Annotated in this window: 19 protein-coding genes; 7 read left to right on the top strand and 12 right to left on the bottom strand. The window is 66.4% G+C overall.

All coding sequences use genetic code 11. From position 1 onward, the window contains the following. Positions 1–205: 205 nt before the first annotated feature. From AB4Z10_RS23050 to AB4Z10_RS23005, 10 genes are all read right to left on the bottom strand, one after another. Complete coding sequence (locus AB4Z10_RS23050; protein ID WP_441472732.1) at positions 206–1,738, bottom strand: CYTH and CHAD domain-containing protein; 1,533 nt, start codon at positions 1,736–1,738, stop codon at positions 206–208. A gap of 221 nt (positions 1,739–1,959) precedes the next feature. After that, on the bottom strand, positions 1,960–2,184 hold the full coding sequence (locus AB4Z10_RS23045) for an ATP-binding protein (protein ID WP_441472731.1): 225 nt from the start codon (positions 2,182–2,184) through the stop codon (positions 1,960–1,962). Beyond that, positions 2,112–3,545 (bottom strand): amidase, encoded by a 1,434-nt coding sequence (locus AB4Z10_RS23040; RefSeq protein WP_441472730.1) that lies wholly within the window; start codon positions 3,543–3,545, stop codon positions 2,112–2,114. Before AB4Z10_RS23040 ends, AB4Z10_RS23045 begins: the two co-directional genes overlap by 73 nt. Positions 3,546–3,553: 8 nt before the next feature. Then, entirely contained in the window at positions 3,554–4,306 is a 753-nt protein-coding gene (locus AB4Z10_RS23035) for an SDR family NAD(P)-dependent oxidoreductase (protein ID WP_441472729.1), read from the bottom strand. A 169-nt stretch (positions 4,307–4,475) separates the two neighbouring features. Next, positions 4,476–5,237 (bottom strand): SDR family NAD(P)-dependent oxidoreductase, encoded by a 762-nt coding sequence (locus AB4Z10_RS23030; RefSeq protein ID WP_441472728.1) that lies wholly within the window; start codon positions 5,235–5,237, stop codon positions 4,476–4,478. Continuing rightward, positions 5,234–6,067, bottom strand: a complete 834-nt coding sequence (locus AB4Z10_RS23025) for a polysaccharide deacetylase family protein (protein ID WP_441472727.1) — start codon at positions 6,065–6,067, stop codon at positions 5,234–5,236. The genes AB4Z10_RS23030 and AB4Z10_RS23025 overlap by 4 nt, the downstream gene beginning before the upstream one ends. An 11-nt stretch (positions 6,068–6,078) precedes the next feature. Beyond that, positions 6,079–6,876, bottom strand: a complete 798-nt coding sequence (locus tag AB4Z10_RS23020; RefSeq protein ID WP_441472726.1) for an ABC transporter permease — start codon at positions 6,874–6,876, stop codon at positions 6,079–6,081. Further along, positions 6,873–7,724: an ABC transporter permease gene (locus AB4Z10_RS23015; RefSeq protein ID WP_441472725.1), complete on the bottom strand. Its 852-nt coding sequence runs from the start codon at positions 7,722–7,724 to the stop codon at positions 6,873–6,875. Before AB4Z10_RS23015 ends, AB4Z10_RS23020 begins: the two co-directional genes overlap by 4 nt. Beyond that, positions 7,721–8,800: an ABC transporter ATP-binding protein gene (locus AB4Z10_RS23010; protein WP_441472724.1), complete on the bottom strand. Its 1,080-nt coding sequence runs from the start codon at positions 8,798–8,800 to the stop codon at positions 7,721–7,723. Before AB4Z10_RS23010 ends, AB4Z10_RS23015 begins: the two co-directional genes overlap by 4 nt. A gap of 28 nt (positions 8,801–8,828) precedes the next feature. After that, on the bottom strand, positions 8,829–9,854 hold the full coding sequence (locus AB4Z10_RS23005) for an ABC transporter substrate-binding protein (protein WP_441472723.1): 1,026 nt from the start codon (positions 9,852–9,854) through the stop codon (positions 8,829–8,831). Between the two features lie 225 nt (positions 9,855–10,079). On the opposite strand from AB4Z10_RS23005, the gene AB4Z10_RS23000 reads away from it, so the two are divergent. Next, positions 10,080–10,619 (top strand): MarR family winged helix-turn-helix transcriptional regulator, encoded by a 540-nt coding sequence (locus AB4Z10_RS23000; RefSeq protein ID WP_441472722.1) that lies wholly within the window; start codon positions 10,080–10,082, stop codon positions 10,617–10,619. 107 nt (positions 10,620–10,726) lie between these two features. Here the strand turns inward: AB4Z10_RS23000 and AB4Z10_RS22995 are convergent, their stop codons facing one another. Then, entirely contained in the window at positions 10,727–11,743 is a 1,017-nt protein-coding gene (locus AB4Z10_RS22995) for an amino acid ABC transporter substrate-binding protein (protein WP_441472721.1), read from the bottom strand. A 471-nt stretch (positions 11,744–12,214) separates the two neighbouring features. Here AB4Z10_RS22995 and AB4Z10_RS22990 point away from each other — a divergent pair, with 471 nt between their 5' ends. From AB4Z10_RS22990 to hydA, 6 genes are all read left to right on the top strand, one after another. After that, a complete protein-coding gene (locus AB4Z10_RS22990) occupies positions 12,215–13,087 on the top strand; it encodes a polysaccharide deacetylase family protein (protein ID WP_441472720.1) in 873 nt (290 codons plus the stop codon). Between the two features lie 158 nt (positions 13,088–13,245). Beyond that, entirely contained in the window at positions 13,246–13,851 is a 606-nt protein-coding gene (locus tag AB4Z10_RS22985) for an amidohydrolase family protein (RefSeq protein ID WP_441472719.1), read from the top strand. Between the two features lie 45 nt (positions 13,852–13,896). Next, positions 13,897–14,802 carry a LysR family transcriptional regulator gene (locus AB4Z10_RS22980; RefSeq protein WP_441472718.1) on the top strand — a complete coding sequence of 302 codons (906 nt, stop codon included), beginning with the start codon at positions 13,897–13,899 and terminating at the stop codon, positions 14,800–14,802. A gap of 199 nt (positions 14,803–15,001) precedes the next feature. Continuing rightward, positions 15,002–16,303: a Zn-dependent hydrolase gene (locus AB4Z10_RS22975; protein WP_441472717.1), complete on the top strand. Its 1,302-nt coding sequence runs from the start codon at positions 15,002–15,004 to the stop codon at positions 16,301–16,303. A gap of 54 nt (positions 16,304–16,357) precedes the next feature. Then, complete coding sequence (locus AB4Z10_RS22970) at positions 16,358–17,017, top strand: aspartate/glutamate racemase family protein (RefSeq protein WP_441472716.1); 660 nt, start codon at positions 16,358–16,360, stop codon at positions 17,015–17,017. Between the two features lie 15 nt (positions 17,018–17,032). Then, complete coding sequence (hydA, locus tag AB4Z10_RS22965; protein ID WP_441472715.1) at positions 17,033–18,514, top strand: dihydropyrimidinase; 1,482 nt, start codon at positions 17,033–17,035, stop codon at positions 18,512–18,514. A 147-nt stretch (positions 18,515–18,661) separates the two neighbouring features. Here hydA and AB4Z10_RS22960 read toward each other — a convergent pair whose 3' ends face one another. After that, a complete protein-coding gene (locus AB4Z10_RS22960) occupies positions 18,662–18,874 on the bottom strand; it encodes a hypothetical protein (RefSeq protein ID WP_441472714.1) in 213 nt (70 codons plus the stop codon). Positions 18,875–18,908: the final 34 nt, after the last annotated feature.

The raw sequence follows: 18,908 nt of genomic DNA, 5'->3' as shown, positions 1-18,908 counted from the left end.
GCGGGTTTGAAGCAGACGGCCCATCGCCTGCCGGGCGTTATCGGGTTCCATGGGTCAACCCGCCCGATGTGTGACCGATCCCGATTGATCTCCGGCGCCTGCGCTGGCGACTCCCAACCGGGAGACGAATGCGCCCGCGCAGCAACATTCGCTGCGGAGATGCCCAATGCTCATGCGCTGGAGGTCATCTGCCGTCCATATCTCCTTAGCGCCAGAACGGTTGAAGCGCGATCAGCTCGCCCTGCGCCTCGACGGCGGAGGCGAGTAGCTTCTGCTCCTTCGCCTCGACATCGGCCAACGCCAGACCTGCGGCGAACTGGACGGAACCAACGGCATCCGAGCCCACCACGCGCTCCAGAATCTGCTGGCCGGCAGCGATGTCATTGAGCCCACCGAGGCTGCTCTGCAGTTTCGCAAAGGCCGATGCAAAGGCCTTCTGGAATTTGCGCTCCTTCTTGCCTTCATAGAGGCTGGCGAAGAACTCGGCGCCATAGCGCAGCTTCTTGGCCGCGATGCGGAGCTGGTGCCGCTCCTCGATGCTCAATGTCGCGAGGTTCCGGCCACGCTTCTCGACCTGCCGCCTGCGCTTGTCGAGCACCCCCGACGCAAAGGGACGCGCGGGCTGGTCGCGCTCGGCGCCGCCCTGCCCGGACAGCCACGGCCCGGCGTTGATCCAAGCGACCAGATCGATCAGGAAGCGCCGCCACTCCTCCGAACGCAGCGTCCAGACCACCGCGAGATAGGCCTCGGCGCACTGGCTCTGGAGATGCTTTTCCAAGCTCAGGAGCTCGGCATGATCAGGATGCCGGGACATCTCCGCAGGCAGCGTTTCCGTGAGAAAGACATCGAGGTTGCGGGTGCGCCCAAAAGGCTGCGAAAGGCGCTTCAATTGCGCCTTGATGCCCTCGAACCGATCGTCGGCCAGCAGATCCTTGAACAGTGACATGGCCGAGCGGAGTCTGCGGATAGCGACGCGCGCCTGATGCAAGGCGTCGACATCGTGGCGGCCAAGCAGAACGTCCTCGTTCGGCCGCAGCTGGCGCAGGCAGCCATGGGCGATGGCGCGGAATGCGTCAGCGGCCGACATGTCGTCCGACAAGGCGATCGGCTCGGCCCTGTGAGCCCGGTCGCCTTCCCCATCGATCAAGCCGAACCCGCGCTCCGCCTTGCTCACGACGCCGAGACGCACGGGCACGCGCTCGCAGATTTCACGCGCCAGAGTGAAGAGGTCTCCGGCTGCTCCCTTCTTCAGCTCGAGCTCGATCTCGCTGATCGCCTCGGCGTCCGAACCATTCTCCGCGCAAGGATTTGTCACAAATCCCTGGTCCAGCGCGATCTCAATCTGCGAGCTCCCCTGGCTGATCAGGCAAGTGGCACGTTCGACCGACACAGTGAACAACGGGGCGAGCTTCGCCTTCCTGCCGAGCAGCTTAGCCAGCGGTGTCCTGCGCAGGGCATCGCGATCGGGCTCGGGACCGTCGACCGGCTCCTCCCATTCGCGCCGCTCGATCAGCCCGTCACCGCCTGCCTTCACCGTCTGGACGTGGCCATCACCGGTTTGCCTCACCCGCAGAACGTAACCGCAAGCCTGCAGCAGGCGCTCGGAGGTGTCGAAGTAGACCGACTCCAATTGATCCGTGCTCCGCGCCTCAGCGGCAAGACGTGGCCACTCTCGCAACGCAGCCAGGTCCGACGGCTCGCAAACCAGCTTCAGCTCGACTTCCTTCGGATCGCTCATGCTTTGGCCCCGACGATCTCAGCCAAGACAAGAATGGGAGAAGGAGCTTATCGCGTCAGCCGGCTCGTGACGATGAGGAAGGTCAAATCGGCGAGGGGCCCCAAGGCACAATACTCAAGCAAGCCCAGTCCCCATCCAGCAACGAAAGCAGGCCGAAAGGGGCGGCCGCTCTCGTTGGGTGTGGTTTCCGACGGGCGTTCCAAACGCCCCGCTTCGCGCGCTCAGCCGAGGCAGGTCACACGGGGGCGGTAGGCACTGCCCTCAGCCGCGCACGCGAGCTTCGGTATGGAAAACGTGACGCGGAGGCCGCCTTCCGGACGGTTCTCCACTGTGATCGCCCCGTCATGCGATCGAGCGCCGGCCTGGGCGATCGTCAGGCCGAGCCCCGAACCGCCGGTCCGGCGACCGCGCGATCCCGCGAACCGACGAAGGGGTCGAGCACGCACTCCAACCGCGCCGCGACATCCTGCAGGTAGCCATCCTCATGCCAGCGGCCGACGAGCTGGAGGCCGATCGGCAGCTTGTCGCGGCTGAAGCCGCAGGGGAGCGACAAGGCCGGATGGCCCGTAAGGTTGAACGGGAAGGTGTAGGGGTACCATGCGCCGCGGATCGTCCCCGCCGGCTTGCCTGCGATCTCGATCGGGCCGAGCGGATCGAGGCCGACCGGCAGTGCCGGTGCCGACAAGGTCGGAGAGGCGATCAGGTCGAAGCGCGAGAGGATGTTCTGCACCTTGGCGAAGCAATCGGTCCGCGCGAACTGGGCCTGGCAGAGTTCGGCGGCGCTATAGGCGCGACCGACCTCGATCGTGGCGAGCAGCGTCGGATCGAGCTTCTCCGGCGTTTTCTCGGCATGGCCGCCAAGCCGTGCCAGCAGCAGCGAGCGCAGGAAGACGAGAAAATGCGGCTCGAGCGAAACCAGATCGAGCTCGATCGGCTCGACGACCCAGCCGAGCGCTTCCGCCCGTTTCATGGCCGCGACGACCGCCGCCTCGATATCCGGATCGAGGATATTGCCACAGCGCAGGAGGAAGCCGATGCGCGGCTTCTCGCCCTCGCCGAGCCGGCGCTCCGGGAAGGTCGGCGCCTGACCGTAGGGGTCGCGCCGGTCGGGGCCGCGCAGGACGTCGAACATCAGCCGGGTATCGGCGACATCACGCGCCATCGGCCCGACGAAGGAGTTCGCGCCGAAGAGATCTGGAGCCTGCAGGTTGGGGATGGCACCCAGAGTCGCCTTCAGGCCGACGACCCCGCAGCAGGCGGCGGGAATGCGGATAGAGCCGCCGCCATCGCTGCCGAGGGCGAGCTGGCCCATGCCGGCGGCGACCGCAACCGCGGCTCCGCCCGAAGAGCCGCCGCAGGTATGGGCGTGGCTATGCGGATTGAGGGTGCGGCCGAAGAAGGGACCCTCAGTGAAGGGCTTGTGACCGAACTCCGGCGTCGTCGTTTTGCCGATCAGAATGGCGCCAGCGGACCGTGCGCGGGCGACCGCGACCGCATCGGCCTTCGGAACATTGCCGGCAAAGAGGGCCGAACCCTGCGTGGTCGCGACGCCCTCTGTGTTGGTCAGGTCCTTGACCGAGAACGGGATGCCGTGGAGCGCGCCGAGCGGCTCGCCCCGCATCACCTTCGCTTCCGCCTCCTTCGCCTCGGCGCGGGCCCGCTCGGCGCAGACGGCCATGAAGGCGTTGAGCCCGGCGTTCTCCTCGATACGGGCAAGCGCGGCCTCGACCGCTTCGACCGGCGAGACGGTCCTGGCCCGGATCGCGGCAGCGAGATCGACAGCGGAGAGATCGGCGATATCGGTCATGGCTGTCCTCAGATCATCCAGCGGCCGCCATCGATCAGCAGCGTCTGGCCGGTGACGTAGCGGGCATCGTCACTGGCCAAGAAGGCGACGCAGCCGGCGACATCCTCCGGCTCGGCGATGAAGCCGGCCGGCGTCGTCGCCTTGATCTTCTCGATCACCGCCGGCGTCAGCCTGTCATGGGCGCGGGTGCGGATGGCTCCGGGCGCGACCGCGTTGACGGTGACGCGATGCGGCGCGAGCTCGCGGGCGAGCGAGCGGGTGAAGCCGATGATGCCCATCTTGGCGGCGGCGTAGTCTGTGAGGCCGGCATCGCCGACGAGCGCCGCGTCGCTCGACATGTTGACGATGCGCCCGCCGCGCTCGCGCATGGAGGGCACGACGAGGCGGCTCATCCGCATCGCGGTGAAGAGCGAGACCTCCAGCACGAAACGCCAGACTTCTTCCTGCGACTCGTGGAACGGCGCGGCGCGCTCGCGCCCGCTCTGGCCGACGTTGTTGAAGAGGATGTCGACAGGGCCGAAGGCCGCAACCGTGCGGGCATGGAAATCGGCGAGCACGGCCGCATCGGTGCAGTCACCGGCCATGGTCAGAAGGCTGTCGTCCGGCTGTCCAGCGAAGCTTTCCGCGAAGCCGTCGGCCTCACGGTCGATCACCGCGACCCGCGCGCCCTCGTCGAGGAAGCGCCGCGCCGTCGCCGCGCCGATGCCGTGCGCCGCGCCGGTGATGGCGACGACGCTGCCGGTGAAGCGTCCGCTCGTCATGGCCGGCTCCCTGCTCCTGTCATACCGACGGCTCTCGAGATGAACCGATGCCGATTTGCCGTCATTGCGAGCGCAGCGAAGCAATCCAGGAGCGGCAGAGCTCTACGTCCCCCTGGATTGCTTCGCTGCGCTCGCAATGATGACAGGTCGGTTTCGAAGGCCATTGGGATCAGTGGAAGGTCCGGCCGCCATCGACTGCGATGGCCGTGCCGGTGACATAGGAGGATTCCGCGCTCGTCAGCCACAGGATCGCGGCGGCGATCTCCTCGGGAGAGGCCACGCGCTGGAGGGCGTAGCGGGCGCGCACGGCCTCATAGGCCGCGACGGGATCGGGCGCGGTTTCGATGCTGGTGCGGAACAGCTCGGTCTCGACCGCGCCGGGGCAGATCGTGTTGACGCGGATGCCGAATTCCGCCGCCTCCATGGCGAGCGCCTTGGCCGCCATCTGCAAGCCGGCTTTGGAAGCGCAATAGGCGGTGCGATGCTTCAGCGGCGAGAGGCCGGCGCCCGACGAGACGTTGACGATGGTGCCGCCGCCCGCCGCCTTGAGATGCGGATAGGCGGCCTGCGCCACCAGCATCGGACCGGTCAGGTTGACCGCAATGATGCGATTCCAGTCGGCGAGCGCCATGGCCTCGATATCGGCGATGAGGTCGATACCCGCAGAGTTGACGACGCCGTCGAGGCCGCCGAGCGCTGCGGCAGCTTTGGCGACGGCCGCGCCGACTGAAGCGGGATCGGACACATCGACCTCGAAGATCGCAAGCTTGTCTGCCTCAAACCTTTCCGCCAGCTGCGCCAGCGCCCTGGCGTCACGGTCGAGTGCTGCAACTTGCGCGCCCTCCTTGACGAAGCGTTCGACAGTGGCAAGGCCGATGCCCTTGGCCGCGCCGGTGATCAGGATGCGCCGGCCGGCGAGCGGGCCACTCATGCCTTGGCCTCCGCACGCGCCTTCTCGAGGCCGGGGCGCATGTCGTCGACCATCTCGTCGCAGCGGCCGATCCAGACATTCGGATGCTTCAGCGCGTGCTCGATCAGCCCTTCCAGCGCCTTGATGCGCGAGGGCTGGCCGATCATCTCGGGATGCATGCCGACCATCATCATCCGGTCCTCGGCATAGAGCACGTCGAACTCGCCCTTCCAGGCTTCGAGCAGGGCCGAGGGCGGCTGCATGGTGCGGCCGGGCAGCACGATCGAGTACTGGAAGAAGGGCGCGTCATCGAGCACCCAGCGGAAGGGCAGTTCGACGATCTTCGTCTCCTTGCCCTCGACCGTATGGAGATAGGGCGAGTCGTCGTCGAAGAAATTGGAGGAATAGTCGAAGCCGTATTCGACCAGCATCGGCATGGTGATCGGGCTGATCTCGGCCGCCGGCGAGCGCCAGCCGCGGGGCGCCCGGCCGCTGACGCGCTTGATCGACTGGTACGCCTTCTCCATCTCCTCGCGCTCCTCATCCGGCGAGAGGTTCAGGATCCAGGTGTGGCTGTAGCTGTGGTGGGCAAGCTCATGGCCGCGCTTCAGGATCTCCTCCATCAGTCCTTCGCGCTGGTCGATGATCAGGCCCGGCACGAAGAAGGTCGCCTTGATGCCGTAGCGGTCGAGCAGGTCGAGCACGCGGCCGGTGCCGACCTTCCAGCCATAGGCGCCCTGCGACATCAGGATCGGCCGGTCGGCATAGGCCGGGTCGCGGCCGGTCCACATCGTCTCGGCGTCGAGATCGAAGGTCAGGAAGAGCGGGAAACCCTTGGAGGTCAGCGGCATGACGGTTCCGTTCAGACGAAGCGGTGGAAGCCGAAGCGGCGCTCGGCAAGGAGAAGCACGATGCCGGTGGCGAGGATGAGCAGCGTCGAGACGGCGGCGACACTGGGATCGATGCCCATTTCCACCGAGGAGAAGATCAGCACCGGCAGCGTCGTCTGGCTGGCGCTGATCAGGAAGATCGTGACCGGCACGTTGTCGAGCGAGGTGATGAAGGAGAACAGCGCGCCTGCCACCAGCCCCGGCGCGATCAGCGGCAGCGTGACGAGGCGGAAGGCCTCGAAACCGCTCGCGCCGAGCACGCGCGCGGCCTCCTCGACGGCGAGGTCGAGGCCCGACAGGCTCGCCAGCGCCGAGCGCACGACATAGGGCACGGTGATGACGACATGGGCCATCAGCAGGCCGACGAGCGAACCGCGCAGGCCGCTCATGCTGTAGAACTGCAGCAGCGCGACGCCGACGACCACCGCCGGCATCACGAGCGGTGCCATCAGGAACGAGGTGATCGCCTCCGAACCCGGCAGCACCTTGCGGAACAGCGCGTAGGCCGCGGCCACGCCGAGCACGAGCGAGATCAGCGTCGAGCCGCAGGCCAGGATCAGGCTCATGCGGATGGCGGAGAGATAGGCCGGGTCGCTCAGCACCTTGCCGAACCAGGCGAGCGTCAGCCCCTGCGGCGGGATGGTGAGGTAGGAGGTCGTCGAGAACGCCGCCAGCACGACGACGATCACCGGCAATTGCAGGAAGGCGACGACCGTGAAGGCCGTGGCCGTCAGGCCCCAGCCGGGGCGGTTTTCGCTCATGTCGCTCATGCCATGCCCGCCCAGCGCTTGGTCAATCGGCTCGACAGCCAGATGATCGCGACCGCCATGAAGGTCAGCGCGAAGGAGAGCGCCGAGCCGCTCGGCCAGTCGAGAAGCTGCATGTATTCGTCGTAGATCAGTGTCGCCATGACCTGATAGGTCGGGCCGCCCAGCATGCGCGGCGTCACCAGCGCGCTGATCGTCAGCACGAAGACGAGGATCGAGCCGGCGAGGATGCCGGGCGCCGAGAGCGGCAGCGTCACCGCCATGAAGACATGGGTTCGGCTGGAGCCGAGCGTCGCGGCGGCGGCTTCGACGTCGCGCGGGACGTTGCGGATCGCCGCGACCAGCATCAGGACCATGAAGGGCAGGTAGATATGCGTGAGCCCGACGAAGAGGCCGATGAAGTTGAAGAGCAGCTTCACCGGTGCGCCGATCAGGCCGAGCTGCATCAAGAGGTTGTTGATGAGGCCGCGATTGGCAAGCAGTGCGATCCAGCCGAAGGAGCGCACCACGAGATTGAGCAGCATCGGGAAGATGACGAGCAGGATCAGCGGCACGCGCCAGCGCTCGGGCCCGCGTGCGATCAGATAGGCCAGCGGATAGCCGAGCAGCAGGCAGATCAGCGTGACGGACAGGCCCAAGCCCAGCGTGCGCCAGACGACCTCGCGATAATACTCGTCGGTGACGATCCGCGTGTAGTTCTCGAGCGTCCATGCACCTTTGACCAGGCCGGCTCCGGGCTCGTAGACGCCGAAGCTCATCGGCAGCAGCATCAGCACCGGCACGAGGAAGAACCCGGCCAGCACAAGCAGCAGCGGCGCGATCAGCAGGAGCCCTTGCCGCCGCGACATCATGGCGTGGAGCCTTCGGGCGGCATCGCGAAGACGGCAGCCGGGTCGATGGCGAGCGCAACGGGGGCGCCTGCAGCCAAAGCCGCTTCCGGTCCATGCGATGCCGTCTCGGCGACGATCTCGACGCCCTCGGCCAAGCGAACGACATATTGCACCCGCGCCCCGCTGAAGGAGCGCAGCACCACCTCGCCGGCGACCTCGCCGGGCCGGGCCAATCTGCCGCGGATCGCCACCGCCTCCTGCCGGATGACGACATCGACCTTCGCGCCGGCCGGCTGGTCGATGCGCGCCGCGGGAATCGCGACACCGCCGACGGCGAGACGCCCGCCAGCCCCCTCTCGCATCGCGACGGAGCCGGCGAAGCGGTTCGGCTTGCCGATGAAGCTCGCGACGAAGCCGGTCGCCGGGCGGTGATAGATATCTTCCGGCGTCGCGAATTGCTGCATCACGCCCTTGGCCATCACGCCGACGCGGTCCGACATCGATAGCGCCTCGCCCTGATCATGGGTGACGAAGAGCGTGGTGATGCCGAGACTGCGCTGCAGTCGCTTCAGTTCGATCTGCATCTCGTCGCGCAATTGCGCATCGAGATTGGACAGCGGCTCGTCGAAGAGCAGCACGCGCGGATGCGGCGCCAGCGCGCGGGCGATGGCAACGCGCTGCTGCTGGCCACCGGAGAGCTGACGCGGATAGCGCTCACTGAGGGCGGCGAGCCGGACCATGCCGAGCGCTTCCCTGACGCGCTTGTCGAGCTCGGCGCCGGCGATCTTGCGACGGCGCAGGCCAAAGGCGACGTTCTCGAACACGGTCATATGCGGAAACAGGGCATAGGACTGGAAGACGAGGCCGAGCCCGCGCTTGTTGGGCGGCAGGGCCGTAACGTCGTCGCGGCCGATCAGGATGCGCCCGCGGCTCGGCTCGACGAGCCCCGCAACCATGCGCAGGATTGTGGTCTTGCCGCAGCCGGAAGGGCCGAGCAGCGAGACGAATTCGCCCTCGGCGATCGTCAGGGACGCGTCCCTGACGACTTCGACCTCGCCATAGGACTTTCCCAGCCCCTCGAAGGTCAGCGAACCCATCGCCCATCCTCTCCCGGTGAAGCGTGGCTCAGCGCGCGACTTCGCGCTGCCAGCGGCGCGTCCAGGTCGCGCTGTTCTTGGCGATCACTTCCGGATCGACGAACCAGGCCTTCTCCAGGCTCTCGCCATTCGGAACGATCTTCTTGAGCTTGTCCGAGAGCTGAACCTTGCTGTTCACCGCGCCGATATAGGCACGCTCCGAGAAGCAGCCCTGGCCCTCGGCCGAAAGGATCTGATCGAGGAACTTGTAGGCGAGCTCGGTCTTGGCCGAGCCTTTCGGGATGATCACCGCCGGCAGGATGCCGACCGCGCCCTCCTTCGGGTAGGCAACGGCGAGCGAGAGCCCCTTGTCGATCGCGACGCCGGCGCGATCCGGGTACCAGGGCGCGATGGCGATCTCCTCGCGCTCGAACAGCGACAGGAGCTGGTCGGCCTGGGTGTAGAGCACGGCCGAGCCCTTCGCGATCGGCTTGATCGCGGCAATGCCGGGGTCGATGTTGTCGAGGGTGCCGCCCTTGAGCTTGTTCAGCGCGAGCAGGAACTGCAGGCCCGCCGTGCCGCTGATATCGCCGATAGCGTATTTGCCGGCATAGGCCGGGTCGGCAAGGTCGAGCCAGGAGGTCGGCGGCGTCTTCACCAGCTTCGGGTTGTAGACGAGCGTGGTCGCGCTTACCATGGCGACGACGTAAGTGTCGTCCTTGCCCCAGGCGGTCGGGATCACATCGGCCGCGTTCTTCAGCTTCTTGCGGTCGATCGTCTCGTTGAGCTTCTCGTTGGCGGTCTGCGCCGCCAACGAGTTGTCGATATAGACGATGTCCATGTCCGGCTTGCCGGCAGTGGCGCGCAGCGCCGCGGCGAATTGCGAGGAATTGCCGAGCTTCAGCGAGACTGTCGCACCCGTCGCCTTCTCGAAGGCTGCGACGTGACAGGCCTTTACGTTGTCGGCAAAGGAACCGCCGAAGGCGCCGACGACGAGTTCCTCGGCCTTGGCATTCGAGGCGAGTGCGACGCCGAGGGCGGCGATGGCAGTCGCATGACGAAACATCTGACGCATGATTGCTTGTTCCCGTCTGTTGCCCGTGGCGCTGTGCACCGCTGTCGGCGCGCTTTCCCTCAGTCGACGGAATTCCCCTCCCATCGGCCGGACGGGAGCATGACATGGCTCGATTTGTCTTTCAAGAAAGATAAATGAAAGATATCTTGAGCTGGCAGTCGCGACGTCGCATGCTTGCATCGCGCGCTCCGCCGTGGTCGGAAAGGGCTGTTCTGGAGGATCTGAATGCGCAACGAGGCAGCGCGAAACCTGACTTTCGAGACGCCCGATGCGCTCTGGCAGAACGACCGCGTCGGCGCGGGCATGCAGCGCTGGCGGCGCGAATTCCCGGAAATCGACTGCTCCGGAAAGGGGATCGTCGGCCGGCTCCTCCATCTCAACGAGGTGTTTCAGACTGCGATCAACCGCAGCCTCGCGCGCCATAGGCTGAAATACCCGGCCTTCGCCGTGCTTGCGACGCTGCGCGTGCAGGGCGCGCCCTACCGCATGTCGCCCAAGGCCTTGCTCGATACGCTGATTCTGACCTCGGGCGGGCTTTCGAACCTGCTCCGCCGTCTGGAGAAAACGGGCCATATCCGCCGCATGGCCGATGAGAGCGACGGCCGCGGCGTCATCGTCGAACTCACCGAACAAGGCCGCCTTCTGGTCGAACCGGCCATGTGGGACCATGCCGAGACGGAGCGGCGCCTCGTCGCCATGCTGCCGCCGAGCGAGCAGGCGCTGGTGGCGGGCGCCCTCGGCAAGATGATGCTGGCGAACCGCTGAGCGGGGCGGCCTGCCCTACGCAAAAAGCGGCGTGCACCCGTCAGGGGCACGCCGCTTTTCCGAGGTGATCTCTTCTCCGACGGAGGTCTCCGTCGCAGGCAGCCAGCTTAGCGGATCGGCGGCGCGTATTGCAGACCGCCATTCATCCACAGCGCGTTCTGTCCGCGCGCGATCTTGAGCGGCGACTGCTGCCCGAGATTGCGCTCGAAAACCTCGCCGTAATTTCCCGCCGTCTTGATGATGCGATAGGCCCAGTCGTTATCCAGCCCGAGCGACTGGCCGAAAGAGCCCTCCTTGCCGAGCAGGCGCTTGATATCGGGATTGTCGGACTTCTCGCGCATCTCGTCGACATTGGCCTGGGTGACACCCAGCTCCTCAGCCGTCACGAGCGCGTATTGAGCCCAGCTGACGATATCGAACCACTGGTCGTCGCCATGGCGCACGGCATAGCCCAGCGGTTCCTTGGAAATCGTCTCCGGCAGCACGACGTGCTCCGAGGCGTCCTTGAAGCGCAGGCGCTCGGAGTAGAGGCCGGACTGGTCGGTGGTGAAGGCGTCGCAACGCCCGGCCTCGTAAGCCTCCGTCGCCTCGTTGTTGGTGGCGAAGGTCACCGGCTCGAACTTCATGTTGTTCTTCCGGAAGTAGTCCGCGGTGTTCAGCTCCGTGGTCGTGCCCTGCTGAATGCAGATCGAAGCGCCGCTGAGCTCCTTCGCGGATTTGATGCCGGTCGACTTCTTCACCATGAAGCCCTGGCCGTCATAGTAAAATACCGCACGGAAATTCAGGCCGACCTGAACGTCGCGCGACATGGTCCATGTCGTCGTCGCGGCGACGACATCGCTTTCGCCCGCCTGTAGGGCCGTGAAGCGATCCTTCGAAGACAGGGAGACGAACTTCACCTTCGCCGGATCGCTGAAGATCGCAGCAGCCAGCGAATGGCAGAACTCGATATTGACGCCGCGCCAGGTTCCGGTCGCATCGGCGAGACCGAAGCCGGCGAGCCCGGTGCCGATGCCGCAGTTCAGCACGCCACGGGCCTTCACCGTCTTCAGCGTCTGAGCCTGCGCTCCGGAGGCCAATGCAACAGCGGCTGCGGCGAGAGCCATCTTCAAGGCAAGTTTCATTGTGGTCCCCTTCGTCGATGCCCGACGGATTCAGAGACACCACAGCGGGCTTGCAGGCAATTCGGCCGGCTATCAGTTTTTCGGCGCTGCCATAACTCCGATGAATTGAAGAGGGTCCGGGCAGCCCCTCGCATCCTGCGATCCTGCTCGCTTTCGCCGACGCGCCTATAAGCGTGCCGAATAGCGGCCGGAAATAAATCATAGCGCGCCGCCAACCCGTTCCGGAACGCGCCCGCTAAGATCGCCGTTGCGCCGATCGAGGGGACGCCCGGCTGCCGAACGCGCCTGCCTTCCAGGCCCCGCGATCTCCCAGCCGACAAAACGGGGAACAGCCATGACCTCCAAGATTTCAGCCGAAGGACATCTTCCGGCAGCCGGGTAACGGCGAAACCAGGAACTAATCACGCACCCATCGCTTCCGTCGCGCCTCGGCCATCCGGCGGGGGCGCTCTTTCGCGAAAGACGCCTGTGATGCTCACAGATTTCCCCCACCGTATCGCCAACCCCTCCGCCCCGGCCCCGGACTACCCCTGGCCGGCCGGATATCGATGCGCGGTGTTCCCGGCCTTCGACGTCGATGCCGAGACGGCCTGGCTGCAATACGATGCCAAGAACACCGACCGGCTGGTGACGCTTTCTTTCGGCGGCTACGAGGAGCGCGTCGGCGTCCCCAAGATCCTCGAATACCTGCGCTCGGTCGAGATCAAGGCGACCTTCTTCATTCCGGGCTGGGTGGTCGAGGTCCATCCCCGAATGTGCGAGGCCATCGTCAAGGACGGGCACGAGGTCGGCCATCACGGCTATTCGCACAAGCGCCCCGAGCCCGGCGACTTCGCCGCCGACAAGGAGGAGATCGACAAGACGCTCGACATCTTCAAGCGCATCCTCGGCGTGACACCGGTCGGGTACCGGGCGCCTTCGGGCGAGAACTACGACGAGCTGCTCGGCTATCTCCGCGAGAAGGGCATCGTCTATTCCTCCTCCTTCCGCGACGACATCCGCCCCTATCGGCACACGCTGCGCGACGGCTCGAAGGGCCCTGTCGAGCTGCCGGTCAACATGTCCTTCGACGACTGGCTCTACGGCCTGTCGCAGCGCTTCAGCCCACGCCCGATGTTCCCGAAGGAGCATGTCCTGTCGATCTGGAACGACGAACTCGGCCAGACGCGCGAATGGGGCGGCCTCGTCTCCATGGTGATGCACCCGCAGGTTTCGGGGCGCCCGATGCGGATCGGCATCATGCGTGACTTCCTCGCCCGCGCCCGCGGCTATGGCGACGTCTGGATCGCCACCGGCAAGGAAATCGCCGAGCATTTCCTCGCGCAGGAAAAGGCGGCGGGCTGAATCCAGCCATCGACGCTCCGCCATCATCCCGGGCGAAGGGAAGCGGAGACCCGGGATCCATGCCGGAACGGTTCAGGCATGGATCCCGGATCAGCGCGGCTTCGCCGCTTGTCCGGGATGACCCGAGGTCGAGAATTCAGCGAGCAGGCAACCCAGCCATGACCACCCGCATCCGCAACGCCGACATCGTCATCGCCTATGATCCGGCCGCCGACGACCATGTCTATCGCCGCAATCTCGATGTGGTCTTCGACGCGAGCGGCATCCTGCATCTCGGCGAAGGCTACACGGGCGAGGTTACGCGCGAGATCGACGGCAGGGGCTTCATGGTCATGCCCGGCCTCGTCGACATCCACTCCCACCCGTCGAGCGAGCCCGGCAACAAGGGCATGACCGACGAGGTCGGCACGCCGAAGCTCTACAATTCCTCGCTCTACGAATTCCTCTGGCTGTTCCGCGCCGATGCCGAGGGCATCCCGCATCTCAACCACGTCGCCTGGTCGGAGCTGCTGATGTCGGGCGTCACCACGCTGGTCGACCTCTCCTTCCCGAGCGATGGCTGGCTCAGACCGCGCGGCGGCGAGCGGGCTGCGCATGGTGATGGCGCCGATGTACCGCAACGGCCGCTGGTTCACCCGCAACGGCTACACGGTCGAGGAGCTAAGCAACCAAACAATCCAGGGGGACTGGGTCGAACGCTTGAATCCAGTCCCCCTGGATCGCTTCGCCGCGCTCGCAATGACGGACCGGAGGCTGGCTTATGATTTGCTGAACGAATAGTGTGAGCACACTCTATTCGGGGCGATCATATGAACCTCCGCCAGATCGAGCTTCTGCGGGCCGTCGTCCGCTGCGAGACGACGGTTCGCGCCGCGCAGGAGCTGGGGCTGTCGCAGCCCGCGGTCAGCAACGCGATCAAGCATCTCGAAAGCCAGGTCGGCTTCCCGCTGTTCGAGCGCGTCAACAACCGCCTGTTCCCGACGGCCGAGGCACGTTCGCTCTACAAGGATTCCGAGCCGATCTTCGCCCTGCACGCAGCCTTCGAGGCCCGGGTGCAGGACATCAAGGAGAACCGGGCCGGCCATATCCGCATCATCGCGACGCCCCCGCTGGGCTACGGCGTCCTGCCCGCGGCGCTGCGCAACTACCTCGCCAAGCGTCCGAAGGTGCGGGTGTCCTTCGACGTCCGGCGCTTCGAGCATGTCCTGGAGAGCGTCGAGAACGGAACCGCTGAGCTCGGCTTCGTCATGGGGCTGGATGACGATCGCGGGCTCGATGCCGAGACGTTCTTCACCGGCAGCATGGTCTGCGTCATGCGCCCCGACCATCCCCTGGCCTCGAAACCGACGATCACGCCGGACGACCTGCGGGAGGTGCCCTATATCGCCCTCGAACAGGGAACCCGCATGGGCACCATCGTCCGCCGGGCCTTCGCCCAGGCCGATGTGCCGTTCCGCTTTTCGGTCGAGGTCCGCTACTGCAACACGGCCTGCGTGCTCGCGGAAAACGGTGTCGGCGTCGCCGTGGTCGACCCCCTTTCTCCCGTCTTCAGCGGCCATTACGACCTGGCCATCCGCCCCTTCTCCCCCGCCTCCGAGGTGATGGCTTCGGTCGTGCGCTCACGCAAGCGGCCGATCTCGCGCGCAGCCGACGCCTTCCTGCGCGAGGTCAGGCTGATCGCCGCCGAAACGGCCGCCAAGCTCGGGCAGGGCTGAACACGCCCGTACTATTCAACGCGCGAATGTCACCCCGGAAATCCGCATAGACAGCGCCATTGTCTGGCCGCGCGGGCTGGCCCAAGGTTTCCCGGCTGCCTCCCAGCGGCAAATATCATAAGACGACGCGCATGCTCGATCATCGCCGCTTCAAGGCCGGGCGTGTGACAGGGCTGCGCCCACACCCGACCGGACCGACATGACTGCCACCGCCAGGACGCCCCACGCCGAAACGGCCATCGCCGCGGCCGTTGCCGCGCAGCGCGGCTGGGTGGAGGCTCTGTTCGAACGGCTGGCGGCCGGCAGCCGCGACGAGCCCGGCATCACCCGCGACACCTATGGCGCGGGAGAGGATTTCGGCCACCGCCTGCTTATGGAGCACGGCAAGGCGCGGGGGCTCACTGTCACCCACGACTTCGCCGCAAACACCTATGTCACCCTGACCGGCCGCGACGCCGTGGCTCCGCGCATCCTGATGGGCTCTCATCTCGACAGCGTGCCGCATGGCGGCAATTTCGACGGCGCAGCGGGCGTCATCGCCGGGCTCGTCGTCATCGAGACCTTGCGCGTACTGGGCATCCAGCCGCGCTGCGACGTCACGGCAATGGGCGTGCGGGCCGAGGAGAGCGTCTGGTTCCAGGTCTCCTATATCGGCAGCCGCTCGGCGCTCGGCACTCTGCCTGATGGAGCGCTGGAGGTCAGACGCATCGATGATGGCCGCGCGCTCGCCGCAAGCATCGACGCCTGCGGCGGCAACTCCGCGGCGATCCGCCGGCGTGAGCGCCATCTCGATCCCGCCGCGATCCGCGCCTTCCTCGAAGTCCATATCGAGCAGGCGCCCAGTCTGGTGGAATCAGGCCTGCCGGTCGCGATCTGCACCGGCGTACCGGGCAATTTCCGTTACCCCAACGCGCGCATCTTGGGGCGGCACGACCATGTCGGGACACCCCGACGCTTCCGCCGCGACGCCGCCATGGCCGGCGCCGAATTCGCCATGCGGCTCGACCGGCTCTGGCAGGAAGAGGAAGCCGCCGGCTTCCCGATGGCGGTCACGCTCGGCCGCTTCCATACCGATCCGGCCGTCCACGGCCTGACCACGGTTCCGGGCAGCTTCGCCTTCAGCCTCGACGTGCGCGCCTACGATGCCGCCGTGCTGGAACGGGTCGAGGCGAAGATGCTGGCCGCCATCCGCGAGATCGAGACGCACCGGCGCGTGACCTTCGAGCTCGGCACGCGCGCCAGTGCCGCCGTCGGACCGGTCGACCCCGGCATCGCCGCAGGGCTGGAAGCCGCCGCCGCCCGGCAGAGCATCGCGACCATGCCGCTCGGCAGCCCGGCCTCCCATGACTCCGCCGCCTTCGCCGCGGCCGGCGTGCCGATCGCCATGCTGTTCGTGCGCAACGAGCATGGCAGCCACAATCCGCTGGAGGCAATGGAGATCGACGACTTCCTTGCCGCCTGCGCCATCCTGGCCGACTGGGTGGCGAGAGAGGTCGCCTGAGCCGGTGAGCAATGCCATGCTAAACGATCTGCCCATCATCTCCGGATTCCGCCGATGAGCCGCCGCCCCCGCATCCTCGTCATCAACCCCAATTCGAACGAAGCTGTCACCGAAGGGCTGCGGCAGGCGCTTGCGCCCCTCGCCTTCGCCGAGGGACCGGAGCTGGTCTGCGAGACGCTGACCGAGGGCCCGATCGGCATCGAGACGCAGGAGCATGTCGAGAGCGTCGCCCTCCCCCTGCGCCGCCGGATCGAGACTGCCAACGGCGTCGACGCCTTCGTCATCGCCTGCTATTCGGACCCCGGCCTCCATGTCGCCCGCGAGGGTACAGCGAGCCCGGTCTTCGGCATCGCCGAATGCGGCGTGCTCACCGCCTTGACGCGGGCGGACCGCTTCGGCGTCATCGCGATCAAGTCGCGCTCCATCCCGCGCCATATCCGCTATCTCCGCCAGATGGAGCTGATGGACAGGCTTGCCGGCGAGCGACCGCTCGAAATGTCTGTAGCTGAAAGCGCATCCGGCGAGGGCACGCTGCAGCGGATGATCACGGTCGGACTCGAACTCCGGGACGAGGACGGCGCCGGCGCCATCGTGATGGGCTGTGCCGGCATGGCGCGTCATCGCCGGCCGCTGGAGGATGCGCTGGGCATACCGGTGATCGACCCGACGCAAGCTGCGGTCGCCATGGCGATCGGCACCATTATGGTGCGCTGAGAAGGACGAGGACATATGACGGCTAACTACGATCTGGTCATTCGCGGCGGCACGGTCGGCTCCGCGACCGGCAGCTTCCGTTCCGATGTCGCGATCAAGGACGGCAAGATCGCCGCGCTCGGCCAGGGCCTCGCGCCGGGCACCCGCGAAATCGACGCCAGCGGCAAGCTCGTCCTGCCGGGCGGCATCGACACCCATGCCCATGTCGAGCAGGTCTCGGCCGGCGGGCTGCTCAATGCCGACACCTTCGAGAGCGCCACGGCTTCGGCGGCCTTCGGCGGCAACACGACGCTGATCTCCTTCGCCGCCCAGCATCGCGGCCTCGATCTCCGCAAGGTCGTCGATGATTATTCGGCCCTCGCCCGGCGCGGCGCGCTGATCGACTACGCCTTCCATCTCATCGTCGCCAATCCCGACGCCAAGACGGTCCAGCAGGATCTGCCGGCGCTGATCCGTGAGGGCCATGGCTCGATCAAGGTCTTCATGACCTATGACCTGATCAAGGTCGACGACGAGCCGCTGCTCGATTTGCTGCTGACCGCCAGGCAGAACCGCGCGCTGGTCTGCGTACACGCCGAGAACCACGGCATGATCTCCTGGATGGGCAGGAAGCTCGTCGAGAAGGGCTATGTCGCACCGAAATACCACGCGATCAGCCATCCCCGCGGCTCGGAGGCCGAGGCCTTCAACCGGCTGATCACGGCCGCCGAATTGCTCGACGTGGCCGTCATGATCTTCCACGTCTCGACCGCCGAGGGAGCGCAAACGATCCGCGATGCGCGCGGTCGCGGCCTCAAGGTCTTCTCAGAGACCTGCCCGCAATATCTCTTCCTGACCCGGCACGATCTCGACAAGCCCGGCCTGGAAGGCGCGAAATGGATGTGCTCGCCGCCGCCGCGCGAGCAGGCGGATCAGGATGCGCTCTGGCAGGCGCTGGCGCTCGGCGACATCCAGACGGTTTCCTCCGACCACGCGCCCTATCGCTTCGACGAGACCGGCAAGCTCTCGGCCGGCCCGAACCCGAACTTCAAGCAGATCGCCAACGGCCTGCCGGGCCTGGAGACGCGATTGCCCCTGCTTTTCGACGCGCTGGTATCGAAGGGGCGGCCGGAATTCGCCGGGCGCGGGCTCGAGGCCTTCGTCGACCTGACGGCGACGGCGCCGGCCAAGATCTACAACCTCCCCGGCAAGGGCGCCCTGCTCCCCGGCTACGACGCCGACATCGCGATCTGGGACCCGCAGAAAGCGGTGACCATCACCGACGAGGCGATGCACGACCGCACCGGCTTCACGCCCTTCGCCGGCCGCAGCGTCACCGGCTGGCCGGAGCGTGTCCTCGTCAGGGGCGCGGAGGTCGTGGCTGACGGCGCGCTGCACGGGAAGCCCGGCACCGGTCGCTGGCTGCGCCGCGAGGGCGGCTGGGCGACGGAGCCGACCGGACGCCTTGTCGCCGATATGGACCCGCGCTCGAATTTCGGCGCGGTATTGCTCGACTGACACGCAGCATGCCGGCCGCAATTTTCGGCGGCCGGCGTTTTGAGCTGGAATGCGCTCAGGGTTGCATGGCCCGGAGCGCACTGGTCCAACCCCGGCACCGGCCGCATCCGCGTGTCGTACCCCACGCGACGCAAGCGCGCGAAGTGTTCAGTCGTTGAGGCGCGCATCCCTTCGGCAGAACTGGACGACATTTGAAGGAGACGGCACGCTCTCAACATGGCTTGCAGCGTCCAAGACGAGCTCAATCGCCTTTCGTAGACGCTCGTCTTCAGGATTTTTCTCGGTAACGCAAAGCAAGGCGCATTTGAGAAAGATGACGCACTGGTCGTGATTTGGGTTGATATGCTGCGTCATGTTCATGGCCAGCTCGAATGGCGGCACTTCATGAGAGGCA

The organism is Allobosea sp. RAF48, from assembly GCF_052114025.1.
Classification (GTDB): domain Bacteria; phylum Pseudomonadota; class Alphaproteobacteria; order Rhizobiales; family Beijerinckiaceae; genus Allobosea.
Note: the sequence above shows the minus strand (reverse complement) of the source record. Positions and strands in the feature narration are given on the sequence as shown.